The 13,747-nt window shown below is 61.5% G+C and carries 11 protein-coding genes and 1 tRNA gene; 5 read left to right on the plus strand and 7 right to left on the minus strand.

All coding sequences use genetic code 11. From position 1 onward, the window contains the following. Nucleotides 1–16 precede the first annotated feature (16 nt). From LNV08_RS02695 to LNV08_RS02715, 5 genes are all read left to right on the plus strand, one after another. Complete coding sequence (locus LNV08_RS02695; RefSeq protein WP_263532099.1) at nucleotides 17–652, plus strand: DNA-3-methyladenine glycosylase family protein; 636 nt, start codon at nucleotides 17–19, stop codon at nucleotides 650–652. Between the two features lie 75 nt (nucleotides 653–727). Continuing rightward, on the plus strand, nucleotides 728–1,699 hold the full coding sequence (locus tag LNV08_RS02700) for an acetyl-CoA carboxylase carboxyltransferase subunit alpha (RefSeq protein ID WP_263532100.1): 972 nt from the start codon (nucleotides 728–730) through the stop codon (nucleotides 1,697–1,699). Next, complete coding sequence (gene tilS / locus LNV08_RS02705; RefSeq protein ID WP_263532101.1) at nucleotides 1,668–3,023, plus strand: tRNA lysidine(34) synthetase TilS; 1,356 nt, start codon at nucleotides 1,668–1,670, stop codon at nucleotides 3,021–3,023. Before LNV08_RS02700 ends, tilS begins: the two co-directional genes overlap by 32 nt. Nucleotides 3,024–3,190: 167 nt before the next feature. Then, nucleotides 3,191–4,459 carry an aspartate kinase gene (locus LNV08_RS02710; RefSeq protein WP_263532102.1) on the plus strand — a complete coding sequence of 423 codons (1,269 nt, stop codon included), beginning with the start codon at nucleotides 3,191–3,193 and terminating at the stop codon, nucleotides 4,457–4,459. Nucleotides 4,460–4,504: 45 nt separating this feature from the next. Further along, a tRNA-Ser gene (locus LNV08_RS02715) sits at nucleotides 4,505–4,597 on the plus strand. A 102-nt stretch (nucleotides 4,598–4,699) separates the two neighbouring features. Here the strand turns inward: LNV08_RS02715 and LNV08_RS02720 are convergent. The 7 genes from LNV08_RS02720 to LNV08_RS02750 form a co-directional block, all read right to left on the minus strand. Further along, nucleotides 4,700–5,587 (minus strand): DMT family transporter, encoded by an 888-nt coding sequence (locus tag LNV08_RS02720; RefSeq protein WP_263532103.1) that lies wholly within the window; start codon nucleotides 5,585–5,587, stop codon nucleotides 4,700–4,702. Nucleotides 5,588–5,625: 38 nt separating this feature from the next. Further along, complete coding sequence (locus LNV08_RS02725) at nucleotides 5,626–7,137, minus strand: ATP-binding protein (RefSeq protein WP_263532104.1); 1,512 nt, start codon at nucleotides 7,135–7,137, stop codon at nucleotides 5,626–5,628. Nucleotides 7,138–7,209: 72 nt separating this feature from the next. Further along, nucleotides 7,210–7,989 carry a DUF2189 domain-containing protein gene (locus LNV08_RS02730; protein ID WP_263532105.1) on the minus strand — a complete coding sequence of 260 codons (780 nt, stop codon included), beginning with the start codon at nucleotides 7,987–7,989 and terminating at the stop codon, nucleotides 7,210–7,212. Between the two features lie 73 nt (nucleotides 7,990–8,062). Then, entirely contained in the window at nucleotides 8,063–8,560 is a 498-nt protein-coding gene (gene lspA / locus LNV08_RS02735; protein WP_263532106.1) for a signal peptidase II, read from the minus strand. A gap of 3 nt (nucleotides 8,561–8,563) precedes the next feature. Further along, nucleotides 8,564–11,401 carry an isoleucine--tRNA ligase gene (gene ileS, locus LNV08_RS02740; RefSeq protein WP_263532107.1) on the minus strand — a complete coding sequence of 946 codons (2,838 nt, stop codon included), beginning with the start codon at nucleotides 11,399–11,401 and terminating at the stop codon, nucleotides 8,564–8,566. 143 nt (nucleotides 11,402–11,544) lie between these two features. Next, the gene (locus tag LNV08_RS02745) at nucleotides 11,545–12,567 is read right to left on the minus strand and encodes a bifunctional riboflavin kinase/FAD synthetase (RefSeq protein WP_263532108.1); all 1,023 of its coding nucleotides are present in this window, start codon (nucleotides 12,565–12,567) and stop codon (nucleotides 11,545–11,547) included. 112 nt (nucleotides 12,568–12,679) lie between these two features. Further along, nucleotides 12,680–13,747, minus strand: coding sequence for a S41 family peptidase (locus LNV08_RS02750; protein WP_263532109.1), 1,068 nt, complete (start codon nucleotides 13,745–13,747; stop codon nucleotides 12,680–12,682).

Below are 13,747 nucleotides of genomic sequence, written 5' to 3' on the forward strand. Positions count from 1 at the left end.
AGTGGGGCGCTCGTCAGTGACCGGGGTGACCCCGGAGTACTGGGATGAGGCCTGTCGGCACCTGGTCAAGCGTGACCGGGTGATGAAGAAGTTGATTCCAGCCTTTGGCGAGGCGCGTTTGCAAAGTCGCAGCGACGCTTTCACCACGCTAGCTCGCTCCATCATTGGCCAGCAAATTTCCGTCAAGACGGCCCAAGCTGCCTGGGAGAAATTCGCTGGCTTGATCGGTGGTTCGTCCAACCGGGTGCAGCCGACGGCGGTGCTCGCTTTGCCAGACGGTGCTTTGCGCGCGGCCGGATTGTCGGCACGCAAGGTCGACTATCTTTGCGATTTGGCGCAGAACTTCGAGGCCGGCAAGGTCCATGTGCGGCAATGGGCGCAGATGGAAGACGAGGCCATCATCGATGAGTTGGTGGCGATCAGGGGCATCGGGCGCTGGACGGCCGAAATGTTCCTGATCTTTCATCTGATGCGGCCCAATGTGATGCCCTTGGATGACCCTAGACTTTTAAAGGGTATCAGCGAAAACTACTTCTCAGGCGAGCCGGTTTCCAGGGCCGAAGCACGCGAAGTAGGTGACGCTTGGTCACCTTACCGCTCGGTAGCCACATGGTACATTTGGCGTAGCCTCGATCCGCTCCCGGTGGAGTAACGATCTTCCGTTCTCGGGCAGCCCTTAAAATGGGCGGCCCGGCATAGGACCTTCCTCACTGAAAAGATTCGCAGGATGAGCAAGAAACATTTTCTAGACTTCGAACAGCCCATCGCTGAACTCGAAACCAAAATCGAAGAGCTGCGCTACGTGCAAAGCGAGTCAGCGGTCGATATCTCCGAAGAAATCGACCGACTCAGCAAGAAGAGCATGCAGCTCACCAAGGATGTTTACGCCAGTGTGGCGCCTTGGCAGGTCTACCAAATCGCCCGCCACCCGCAGCGCCCGCAGACTCTCGACTATTGCAATGAAGTCTTCACCGAGTTTCAAGAACTCCACGGTGACCGCCACTTTGCCGATGACGCCGCGATTGTGGGCGGCTTGGCCCGCTTCAATGGCCAAGCTTGCATGGTGGTGGGCCATCAGCGTGGTGCAGACTCCAAAGAGCGGGCGCTGCGCAATTTCGGCATGCCGCGCCCCGAAGGCTATCGCAAGGCCTTGCGTCTGATGAAGCTGGCCGAGAAGTTCGGCCTGCCGGTCTTCACGATGATTGACACCATGGGTGCCTATCCCGGCATTGGCGCAGAGGAACGTAGCCAGTCGGAAGCGATCGGCCGCAATATCTTCGAGATGGCCCAGTTGGAAGTGCCCATCATTGCGACCGTGATCGGCGAAGGCGGCTCCGGCGGTGCCTTGGCCATCGGCGTGGCCGACCAGGTGCTGATGTTGCAGTTCTCGGCCTATTCGGTGATTTCGCCGGAAGGCTGTGCGTCGATTTTGTGGAAGTCGGCGGACCGCGCTTCCGAGGCCGCCAGCGCTTTGGGCATCACCGCCCATCGTCTCAAGGCCATGGGCTTGATCGACAAGATCGTCAACGAGCCGGTTGGTGGCGCGCACCGCGATAACAAGCAGATGGCGTCGAATCTGAAGCGCGCACTTGGCGATGCCTTGCGTCAGGTGAGTGATCTCAAGCCCAAGGAGTTGCTGGATCGTCGTTACGATCGCCTGCAATCCTATGGTCGGTTTGGCGACACCAAGACCCGCTGAATCAGGTCTTGTTGCCGTCGCGTACAGCGGCGGCCGAGACTCCACCGCCTTGCTGCATGCAACGGCGCTGCAGGCCAAAAGCCTCAACGAGGCCGGCGCGAATCTGCAGGTGCTCGCGCTGCATGTGCATCATGGGCTCAGCGCCTATGCTGATGATTGGCTGAAGGCTTGTCAGCAGCAATGCGAAAGCTGGTCGGCAGCGGGTCTGCCGGTCCGATTTTTGTCAACGAGGCTTGCAGACAGCCCTACGGCAGCACAAAGCATCGAGGCCTGGGCGCGTGAGCAGCGCTATGCCGCTTTGACTGCGATGGCCAAGCAGGAGGGCGCCGATTTGGTCCTGCTTGCGCATCACCAGCGCGATCAAGCCGAAACTTTGCTGCTGCAAGCACTTCGTGGTGCAGGCGTGGCGGGTTTGGCCGCTATGCCGTCGCAGCAATGGCGCGACGGCATCTGCTGGGCGAGGCCATGGCTGAACCGGCCGCGCGAGGCCATCGAGTCTTATGTGCTGGCGCATGGTCTGGTTTACCTTGAAGACGATAGCAATAGCGACCCCCGCTTTGCTCGCAATCGGCTGCGCTTGTCGGTCTGGCCGGCCTTGGCGCAGGCCTTCCCTCATGCTCAAACGAGCCTGGCTCAGGCGGCGACCTGGGCTCAACAGGCTTTGGCTTTGCAGCAGGAAATCGCAAGCGCAGACTTGGTGGCCTTGGCCAGCTTGGCAAGTGAAACGGGTTTGGCCGTCGAGGGCTTGCTGGCCCTGTCGCCAGCCCGCGCCAGTAACGCCTTACGTGCCTGGTTGGCAGCGCAATTGGGGCGGCCGGCTTCGGCCAGTTTGGTACAACGCCTGCTGCTTGAGTTGCCGGTGAGCAGTACCGGGACTTGGCACTGTGGCGGTGGTGAGCTGCGGCTCTACAGGGGGGAGCTGCAATGGCTGGTGAAAGCCGATGTCGGCTTACGCGCTGACCCAAAATTGGCGCCGCAGGAGATCGACTTATCCAGTGTCGGTGTTCATCCCGTGCCGGCATGGGGTGGCGCGTGGCTGGTCGAGCGGGTGGGGTCTGGCGGTATCGAGTTATCCCAATTGACGCAGCTGACTCAGCGAGCCCGTAGTGGCGGCGAGCAGTTCCAACTCAAGCCCAAAGGCGTGCTGCGCAGTCTGAAGAAGGTTTATCAAGAACAGGCTGTGCCGGCTTGGTGCCGGCGGGGCCCCTTGCTGTTCCTGGGTGAGGACTTGCTTTTTGTGCCTGGGCTCGGTCTGAATGCCCGCTTCACGGCAGCTGAGGGCCTGCCTCAAGTCAGCTTGGCTTGGCGGGTAGAGCCTGAATGATTTGTTTGTAAAAGTCTGGTGCTTGGGAGCGATGTAACCCGATTGAATGTCATATTGCTGCAATGCAACAGTAGAATTGGCGCCGGCGACCGCGGCGCTTTTCGATTCTTTCTTACTTATTTCGACCCGACAGGGCCTTTCGACCCCTCCGCGAAAAATACAAAGCTATGGCATTGATTGTTCACAAATATGGCGGCACCTCGATGGGTTCGGCCGAACGCATCCGCAATGTCGCCAAGCGCGTTGCCAAATGGGCGCGCGCCGGCCACCAGATGGTGGTCGTGCCTTCGGCGATGAGCGGCGAAACGAATCGCTTGCTCGGGCTTGCCAAGGAGTTGTCACCCGCCGTCGGCAGCCCAGAGCTGAACCGCGAGCTTGACATGATTGCCGCCACTGGCGAGCAGGTGTCGGTCGGTTTGCTGGCGATTGCCTTGCAGGCCGAAGGCGTCGAAGCGGTCAGTTATACCGGCTGGCAAGTGCCGGTCGCGACCGACTCCAGCTTCACCAAGGCGCGCATCGAGAGCATTGACGACACCCGTGTGCGAGCCGATCTGGCGGCAGGCAAGGTGGTTGTCATTGCCGGCTTCCAAGGCGTGGACGAAGACAAGAACATCACGACCCTGGGTCGCGGTGGCTCAGATACCTCGGCGGTCGCGATTGCGGCGGCCTTGAAGGCGGCTGAATGCCTGATCTACACCGATGTGGACGGTGTCTACACGACCGATCCGCGCATCGTGCCGGAGGCCAGGCGCTTGCACACCATCAGTTTCGAAGAGATGCTGGAGATGGCCTCCTTGGGCTCCAAAATCTTGCAGATCCGCTCGGTTGAATTTGCCGGCAAGTACCGGGTGCCGCTGCGCGTGTTGTCCAGCTTCACACCCTGGGACATTTCCATCGAAGAAGAAGCCAAGTCTGGCACTTTGATCAGTTTTGAAGAGGACGAGAAAATGGAACAAGCCGTCGTATCCGGCATTGCCTTCAACCGAGATGAGGCCAAGGTGACCTTGCTAGGCGTGCCCGACAAGCCAGGTATCGCCTTCCAGATTCTGGGCCCGGTGGCCGACGCGAATATCGACATCGACGTCATCATCCAAAACGTCTCGCATGACGGCAAGACCGACTTCAGCTTCACCGTTCACCGCAACGATTACGCGCGCACGATGGAGTTGCTGGAGAAGACGGTTGGGCCTGCGACACAGGCGGCCAAGGTGGTCGGCGATGCGCGCATCTGCAAGGTTTCTATCGTCGGCATCGGCATGCGCTCGCATGTGGGCGTGGCATCCAAAATGTTCCGTGCCTTGAGCGAAGAGGGCATCAATATCCAGATGATCTCCACCAGCGAAATCAAGACCAGCGTCGTTATCGACGAGAAGTACATGGAGTTGGCCGTGCGTGCCTTGCACCGCGCGTTTGAATTGGAACAAATTCCTACATAAGTCTTCTCAGCCTTGAATTCTTAGTATAGAATTCAAGGCTGTGCTGGAGTCGTGACCGAGTGGCCGAAGGTGCTCCCCTGCTAAGGGAGTATGTGGGCAAAACCTGCATCGAGAGTTCGAATCTCTCCGACTCCGCCAAGATGAAATTGAGTAAGGCCCGCTAGTTTCTAGCGGGCCTTTTCTCATTTCAGCCCGCGAAAAACTTCGGGAGTTTCACGGGCTATGGGCTTCGTACCTAATTCAACCTTGTTGGCCCTTCGCCGACACCCAGATTCCACTCACGATCAAGGCAAAGGCGAGGCCGTGGTACCAATGTGGCCATTCGCCCAACAGCGCTGCCGACAGCAGCCCGGCGAACACCGGCGTTAGGTTGTTGAAAAATGCTGCCACGGCCGGCCCGGCTTCGGCGACGCCCTGGGCCCAGCAACGGTAGGCAATCAGGGACGGGCCTATCGCCACAAAGGCCAGCGCCAAGGCAAGGCTTGGCCCCCAGTGAATCGGCGCCGGCGTGCTGAGCTGCTCCAGCCCCGCCATGCTGCCCGCAAACAAAAGACCAAAGAGAACTTGCGCCAGCAAGAGCTCGGCCCAATTCCAGTCGGGTTTGGCGGCTCCTTGCATCGTTGCCGGCGGGCGCGCCAGCAGCCAGCTGTAAATGGCCCAGCTGAAAACCGCCAACAGCATCAGCAAATCGCCGCTGACGAATTGCACCGCCGCCAAGGTGGCGAATTGGCCACGCGCAATCACACAGGCCACGCCGGCGAGCGACAAGACCGCGCCGATCAATTGCGGCCGCTTCGGCCTAACGCTAAACAGCACCGCACCCACGGCCAGCATCCAGACCGGCATGCTGGCGGCAATCAAGGTGACGTTGAGCGGGGTAGAACTGCGCAGCGCCTGGTACTGCAAGGCGTTGTAGCAACCCATGCCGAGAAAGCCGGTCAGGGCCAGATAGCGCCAATGCAGCAAGAGCGGCGCTGGCCTTGCCAAAATCCGCCAAGCCAGCGGCAGCAAGAGCAGGGCGGCCAAGGCCCAGCGCATGGCGTTCAAAGCCAAGGGTGGCACGCTCCCCACCATCAAGCGGCCAACGACCGCGTTGCCTGCCCACATCAAGGGGGGCAGTGTCAGCATCAATGCCAAGCGGGGGCTGAGGCGCAAAGCCGTGCGCCTCAGGAGCCCGCCGGAGAGGCCGGCCTGGGTTCCAACTGCAAAGCGACTTCAAAGCTGAAGCAAGAGCCGGTGCCGGGCTGGCTCTCCACCAGGATGCGCCCGCCCATCAGGTTGACTAGTCGCTGCACGATGGTCAGGCCCAAGCCAGTCCCGCCATAGCGACGTGTGATGCTGCCGTCCGCTTGGGTGAAGGGCTCAAAGATCTGCGCGATTTGGTCCTTGGTCATGCCGATGCCGGTGTCGTGCACGCTGAAGCGAAGCCTGAGTACGCCCGGCGGCGCTTGATGGCCTGCTGCCTCGCTGGGTTCGAACTCTACGATCTGCACTTCCAGCCGAACCTCACCTTTTTCGGTGAACTTGAGTGCATTGCCAACCAGATTGACCAGCACCTGGCGCAGCCTGAGCGCGTCACCCAAGGCGCGTTGAGGCACGCCAGGTTGGACGCGGGCGTGCAGCTGTATGCCTTTTTCATGCGCCTGCAGCAGCAAGGGGTGCAGGGCCTCACGCAAGCAATCGTGCAGGGAGAAGGGCGCCTGATCTATCTGCACCCGGCCGGCCTCGATCTTGGCCACGTCAAGCAAGTCGTTGATGATGACCATCAAGCCCTTGGCGGAGTTGTGGGCCAACTCGATGAACTTGCGCTGCTTGTCGGTCAATTCTGTCAAAAGCACCAACTCGGTCAGTCCGAGTACGCCATTCATCGGGGTGCGAATTTCGTGGCTCATATTGGCCAAGAAGCTGCTCTTGGCCTGACTGGCCGCTTCAGCGGCTTCGCGTGCGGTCTCGAGTGCCGCCTGACTGGCTTTCAAGTCGGCGATATCGCGGGCATTCAAGAGCAGGACCGGCTCGCCAGTGGCGGGGTCGCGCATCGGGCTGGCGTTGATGCCATGCCAGCATAGGCCGGCACTCGTGCGTAGCTCGAAATCCGCCTTGACGCTCTGACCCGCGCGTACCTGTGCGATCACATGAGCGGCATCATCGGCATGGGCGAAGACGGCGTTCAATTCATTTTGCAGCGCAGGCTTGGCGAGCGCGGGCTTTGCGAAGGCCAGCGCTGCGGCCGGATTGCGCATCAAGCAACTGCCGTCTTTGAGACTGAACACCGCAATGCGAACAGAGGTGTGTTGCAGCGCTTCGATGCCTCGCAGCGCACTCAGGTCGACGCCACTGGCCAGCGAGTCGGCTGCGAACAGCATCACCTGGCGGCGATCCGGCGTCAGGATGCCGCGCGAAACCAGCATCACGGTGGTCGGCTGTCCCTTGGGGTAGAGCGTCCATTGCTCGCGCACGATCTTGCCCTGCGCATGGTCAGCCGCGGTGACGGCCAGACGCTCACGCACGGCCACACTGGTGTCCGAAAAATCACTGGAGAGAAATTTCTCGGCCGAGCCTGCCTGCCAAAAACGCAGAGCGGCCGCATTGGCCCAAAGATTGCGCTGGCGCTCGGCGTCGAAGACCCACATGGGCACGTCGAGCCAGTCGTAATGCGTCAAACAAGAAAAGTCGAGCATGGGATTCAGAGGGGACCGGACAAGAGGAGGAGCGGGGCTCACATTGTGTCCTGACCCGCGCCCAAGTAGTGCTCAATCGATCACGGCCGCGCGGTAAGCGTGCCAACTTGCATGTCCCAGCACCGGCCCGGCGATCAAGAGCCCGGCAAACCACGGCAGAAGTGCCAACACCACGATGCTGGTGATCAAAAAGCCCCAGAACAGCATCACGCCCGGCTGCGCAAGCACCAGGCGCAAACTCGTCAGCCCGGCCGTCACCGCGTCGGCCTGGCGGGCCAAAAGCATGGGCATTGCAATCACGCTGATGGAAAAAATCAAACCCGCGAACAGTCCACCAACCGCCAAGTAAGCGACGATGAAGCTGAGGTTCTCGGGGTCCAAAAGCTTGGTGATCGAGCCGGCAAAATCGGGCATGCCGTCAAAGCTAACAGCAAAAACAATCAGCGCTGCACGCCCCCAGATCATCTCCAGAATCAAGAGCACACCGCCAAAGATGGCGATCTGCGACAGGCGCCGCCGCCATGCGGTCAGCGAGTCGAGCAAGGTCGGCTTCTCGCCCCTCTCCAGTCGCGCGCTGACTTGGTAGAGGCCCAGGCACATGAAGGGTCCCATCAACAAGAAGCCCGCGGACAGGGCCAAGGTGTAAATCGGCGCATGTTGAAACACGCCCAGAATCGCCCAACCCATCAGCATGAAGCACAGGCCGTAGAACAGGCCGATGGCGGGGGCGCGGCGAAAGTCCCGCAAGCCCGCAGCCAGCCAGCACAAGGGGTCGCGCAGCCGCAAGGTCCGCAGTGGGATGTTGAAGGAGTTGTCGAGTGGCGCTGGTTCTGCTGGCGTGTTGGGCATCATCCGCGCAGCGTAGTGCACAGCTGGCCCGGCGCGCCACCGGGCTTTCCAGCAGAGCGGCGAACTAATTCAAGTTTCAGCCGCGCCGCACGCGCCGGATCTCATCCCAGATCAGCAGCACCGCGCCGACTGTGATGGCGCTGTCTGCGATATTGAAGGACGGGAAGTACCAGCCGCCCGCGTGCACCTGGATGAAGTCGACCACGTAGCCGTGCAGCAGGCGGTCGATCACATTGCCGATGGCGCCGCCCAGAATCAGGCTCAGCGCTGTTGCGAACAGCGTCTGTTGGCCGTGGCGGCGCAGCATCACGGTGATGAAGATCGTGGCGACCGCGCCCAAGCCGACAAAGAACCAGCGCTGCCAGCCCCCGGCGCCGGCCAGAAAGCTGAAGGCCGCGCCGGTGTTGTGGACCCGCACGACATTGAAGAAGCTGGTGACGAAGCGGCTATCTCCTAACTGGAAATTCCCCAGGATCAAGACCTTGGTGAACTGGTCCAGCAGGATCACGATCAGGGCCAGGCCCAGCCACAGCCCGAGCTTGTTGCCGCCGCTGCTTTTGCCTTTGCTCGCCATGGTTCAGGCCACCAGGCGGGTTTCGCCGCTGCCGTGCAGATTGCTGTCGCAACGGCCGCAAATCGTTGGATGCTCGGCGTTTGAGCCCACATCGGCGCGGTAATGCCAGCAGCGCTCGCATTTCAGCTGCGTCGACGGGGTAACCGTTACCGTCAACTCGGCCGCTTCGGTCAGAGTAGCCGCCGAAGTGATCAAGACAAACTTCAAATCGTCGCCCAAGGTCTGCAGCAGGGCCAGATCGGCCGCCGGCGCACCCACCAGCACATCAGCCTGCAGCGAGGATCCGACATCACCGGCCTTGCGCACATCTTCGATGCTGCGGTTGACCGCTTCGCGAATCTCGCGGATGCGGCTCCACTTGGCCAGCAACTCGGCATCGGCAGGCGCAAACTTCCAGAAAGTCTCGGTGAAGATGCTCTTGCCTTCGTGGCCTCCCTCAAAGACACCCCAGGCCTCTTCAGCCGTGAAGCTCAGGAAAGGCGCCATCCAGCGCAGCATGGCATGGCTGAGCTGCCACAGCACGGTCTGGGCCGAGCGCCGCGCCAGGCTGCCGGGGGCGGTGGTGTAGAGCCTGTCCTTCAGCACGTCGAGGTAGAAGCCGCCGAGGTCTTCCGAGCAATAGACTTGCAGCTTGGCCACCACCGGATGGAACTCATAGCGCTGGAAATGCGCCAGAATTTCGCCCTGCAACTCGGCTGCCCGGGCCATCGCGTAACGATCTACTTCCAGCAACTGATCCAGCGGCACGGCATCCTTGGCTGCGTCGAAGTCGCTGGTGTTGGCGAGCAAGAAGCGCAGCGTGTTGCGGATGCGGCGGTAGGCGTCGACGACGCGGGCGAGGATTTTTTCGTCCAGGCCTAAGTCGCCCGAATAGTCGGTGGATGCGCACCACAGGCGGATGATTTCGGCACCCATCTTGTCGCTGACGGTCTGCGGTGCCACCACATTGCCGACCGACTTGCTCATCTTGCGACCCTGGCCGTCAACGACGAAGCCGTGGGTCAGCAAGCCCTTGTAGGGCGCGCGGCCGTAGAGCGCGCAGGCGATCAGCAGCGAGGAATGGAACCAGCCGCGATGCTGGTCATGGCCTTCCAAGTAGAGATCGGCCTCGGGGCCCTTGTCGTGCGCGGCACCCAGATGGCTGCCCTTCAAGACATGCTGGAAGGTCGAGCCGGAGTCGAACCAGACGTCCAGGATGTCGCTGCCCTTGCTGTACTCGGCGGCTTCGGCACCCAGCCACTCGGCCGGGTCCAGCTTGGCCCAGGCCTCGACGCCACCGGCCTCGACGATGACGGCCGCACGCTCGATGAACTCCAGCGTGTTCGGGTGCGCCAGGCCGCTGTCCTTGTGCAAAAAGATCGGCAGTGGCACGCCCCAGGAACGCTGGCGCGAGATGCACCAGTCAGGCCGGCCGGCGATCATGTCGCGTAGCCGGGCACGGCCGTTTTCGGGGTAGAAACTAGTCGCGTCAATCGCTTCCAGCGCGGTTTGGCGCAGCGATTTTTCGGGGTGCTCGGTCGCGAACAGACCCTCGCCCTCGTCCATGCGCACAAACCACTGCGCCGCCGCGCGGTAGATCACCGGCGTCTTGTGGCGCCAGCAATGCGGGTAGCTGTGGGTGATCTTGACGTGCGAGAGCAGGCGGCCGGCGTCTTCCAGCGCTTGGGCGATGACCGGGTTGGCCTTCCAGATGTGCATGCCGCCGAAAAGCGGCAGCTCGGCCTCGTAAGCACCATTTCCCTGCACCGGGTTGATGATGTCCTTGAAGGCCATGCCGTGCGCCACGCAGGACTGGAAGTCATCCAGGCCGTAGGCGGGCGCCGAGTGGACGACGCCGGTGCCGTCATCGGCGGTGGCGTAATCGGCCAAATAGACGGGGCTCAGGCGGTCATAACCTGCATCCACATGGGCTAGCGGGTGCTTGAAATTCAGACCGGCCAGATTCTTGCCGACCGTGGTCGCCAGCACGCTGCCCTCGAGTTGCCAGCGGCTCAGGCACTTCTCGACCAGCGCCTCGGCGATCATGAAGATACCGCGCGGCGTGTCGACCAGCGCGTAGATCAGATCCGGGTTCAGATTCAGCGCCTGATTGGCAGGGATGGTCCAGGGCGTGGTGGTCCAGATGACGGTGAAGGCTTCCTTGTCCAGCTTGCTCAAGCCGAACGCTGCGGCCAACTTGGCCGGCTCGGCGCTCAGGAAGGCGACGTCCACAGCCGGGCTTTGCTTGTCTTGGTACTCGATCTCGAACTCGGCCAAGGAGGATCCGCAGTCAAAACACCAGTAAACCGGTTTCAAACCACGATACACAAAGCCGCGTTCGAACAAGCGTTTGAGCACGCGGATCTCGCCGGCTTCGTTCTTGAAATCCATGGTGCGATAGGGCTTGGCCCAGTCGCCCAACACGCCCAGGCGCTTGAAGTCCTGGCGCTGCGCGTCGATCTGCTCGCCGGCATAGGCGCGGCTCTTGGCCTGCACCTCGTCGCGCTGCAGACCGCGACCGAAGGTCTTTTCGATCTGGTTTTCGATCGGCAGGCCGTGGCAGTCCCAGCCGGGGATGTAGGCGGCGTCATAGCCTTCCAGCTGACGCGCCTTGACGATCATGTCCTTCAGGATTTTATTGGCGGCGTGGCCGATATGGATCTGGCCGTTGGCGTAGGGCGGCCCATCATGCAAGACGAATTTGGGTGCACCGGCGCGGGCTTCGCGCAAGCGCTGGTAAGTGCCTTGCTCTTCCCAGGCCTTGACCCAGCCCGGCTCGCGCTTGGGCAGATCGCCCCGCATCGGGAAAGGGGTGTCCGGCAGGTTCAGCGTGGCGCGGTAGTCTTTTTTGTCGGTGGTCATGATGGCAGAACTCAAACTTTTTGGCTGACTTCACGCTTGATGCATGAAACCGCAGCTAGGGAGGAAGGGCGCATGTGCGAGACAGCGTTTGGTGCGAATCTAGAGGCGAGCGGCGCGAGATTCAAAAGGCCGCAGCAGCAGCGTCAAATTCGGTCGCGGGTGGTCTGGCGCAGCGTCAAAGCATGGGTGGCCAAAAAGGCGCGGGCGTCCGACACATCCTGCTGGATGGCGGCCGTCAAGGCGGGCAGCCCGTCGTAGCGGGCCTCGTCGCGAAGTTTATGCAGTAGTTCCACACGCACGAGTTTACCGTAGGCCCCGTTGGCGCCTAGCTGAGCCGGCCAGTCCAGGCAATGCACTTCCAACAGCACGCGGCCGGCGTCTTCAATGGTGGGGCGCACGCCAAGCGAAGCGACCCCGTCCAGGGCACGCTCGGCCAAGCCCTGCACGCGCACCGCAAAGATACCCTGGGCGGCGGGCTTGTCATGGGTAAAGCGCAGATTCAGCGTGCGAAAACCGTCGGCCGCGCCCTTGGCTGATTCCCCCAGGCTGCGGCCCAGTTTTTTGCCGTGCACCACATGGCCGGAGATCGAGTAAGGGCGACCCAAGAGTCGGGCTGCCGCCGGCATATCGCCGCAGCTGAGCGCCTCTCGTACGGCCGAGCTGCTGACGCGCAGACCGTGCACCTCATAACTCATCATTCGCGCGACATCAAAGCCTTTGGCGCGGCCCGCCGCATCCAAGGTCGCATAGTCGCCTTGGCGCTTGGCGCCGAAGCGGAAATCGTCGCCGACCAGGATGTACTTGGCGCCTAGCCCTTGCAGCAACACCTGTTGAATGAAGTCTTGTGCGCTCAAGCTGGCCAGGCGTTCGTCAAAGCGCAACACCACCACTTGGTCAATGCCGCAGCGCTCCAACTCGCTGAGCTTGTCGCGCAAGGAGGCGATTCGCGCTGGCGCCAGATGAGGTTGGCCCAGCTTGGCGGCAAAGAAGTCGCGCGGATGCGGCTCGAAGCTCATCACGCATGAGGGCAGGCCGCGGTGCTGCGCCTCCGATTTGAGCAGGGCCAACATGGCTTGATGCCCGCGGTGGACGCCGTCGAAATTGCCTATGGTCAGCGCGCAAGCGGGCGCGATGCCGGGGTGGTTGAAGCCGCGATAAACATGCATGGCGCGGATTATCCGTCGGGCGAATAGACCGGAAGCGAAGTACTGGGCTGAGTGTGGCCGCGCTCAGGCCTCAAGCGCTTTGCAGCCAAACCGCGAATCGATTTTGCAGCGTTCACTTGCAGCTTTTGTCGAGCCAAGCCGCAGCTGCTTGCTCGGCGCTCTTTTGAGCGGCTGCGGCTTCGATCAGCTCATCCGGTTGAATCGGACCTGGGTGCGGCTTGCCGCTTCGGTCCAGGGTCATCGAGGTTGCTAAATTGAGTATGCCGCCATGCCTGAGTGGGAAGGGCTGGTTGGCGCTGGTGACGCCGGCCGTAGGCAGACCGAAGAAGCGGGTATTGGCGCGGCCTTTGAAGGCCAGCGCCACCATTTCCCCCGAACTGCCGGTTTGCGGCCCGGTCAATACAGCGATATGAATCGGCAAGACAGGTGCCGAAGGGGCACTCTCAAGCGCTGCGGTGATTCTTTCGCCTTCCACCCAGATCTCGCCGCCTCGGCGGGAGACTGCGCTTGAAGCGCCTTCTCTCGACTTGAAGCTCAGCATCAAGCCTTCAGGCAGCAGGGGCAGCAGACCGCTCAGCATCGGGTACATATTGCCGCCTGAATTCGTTCTGAGGTCCATCAACAAGCCACAGTTGTTGCGGCCCACGCTTTCATTCAGCAATGCCCTCAAATATTGGGCAGCGGCCAGCTCTGTTGCAGGGTCAAGGCTGCTGAAACCATGTGTCGCAATCATGGCGTAGCGCTGAACGGTCACTGCATCAGCAATCGACGCCGGTGTGCCCGGGGCGGCAGTTGCAGGCGCAAGCAAGGCCTGTACTTCTGCTCGCGACAGATAGGAGGAGTGGCCGTCCTCAAGCTTTGACACCAGGTAGCGCAAGGCTGTATCCAGGTCGCCTTCACGCTCTCCGCCATTGTTGTGTGCGATCTGATTGGCCATGCTTTGAATTTCCGGCCAATCCGAGCGCTCACCTTGGAGTGCCTTGGCTCGCATCAGCGTGATGGCCTCGGCGATGATCTCCGTCGGCTTTTCGATCACCGCACTCGCGCCGTCACCTCGGTATTGGCGGACTAGCAGCAGCACGCAGCCGATGATGAATGCGCTGATCAGCGAAACGCTGAGCAGCAGCCACAGGGTGTGACCAGACTTTTGTTTTGCAGGGTTGTCGGCTTCGCCGGCCAT

This window comes from Paucibacter sp. TC2R-5, assembly GCF_025717605.1.
In the GTDB taxonomy this organism is placed as follows: domain Bacteria; phylum Pseudomonadota; class Gammaproteobacteria; order Burkholderiales; family Burkholderiaceae_C; genus Paucibacter_A; species Paucibacter_A albus.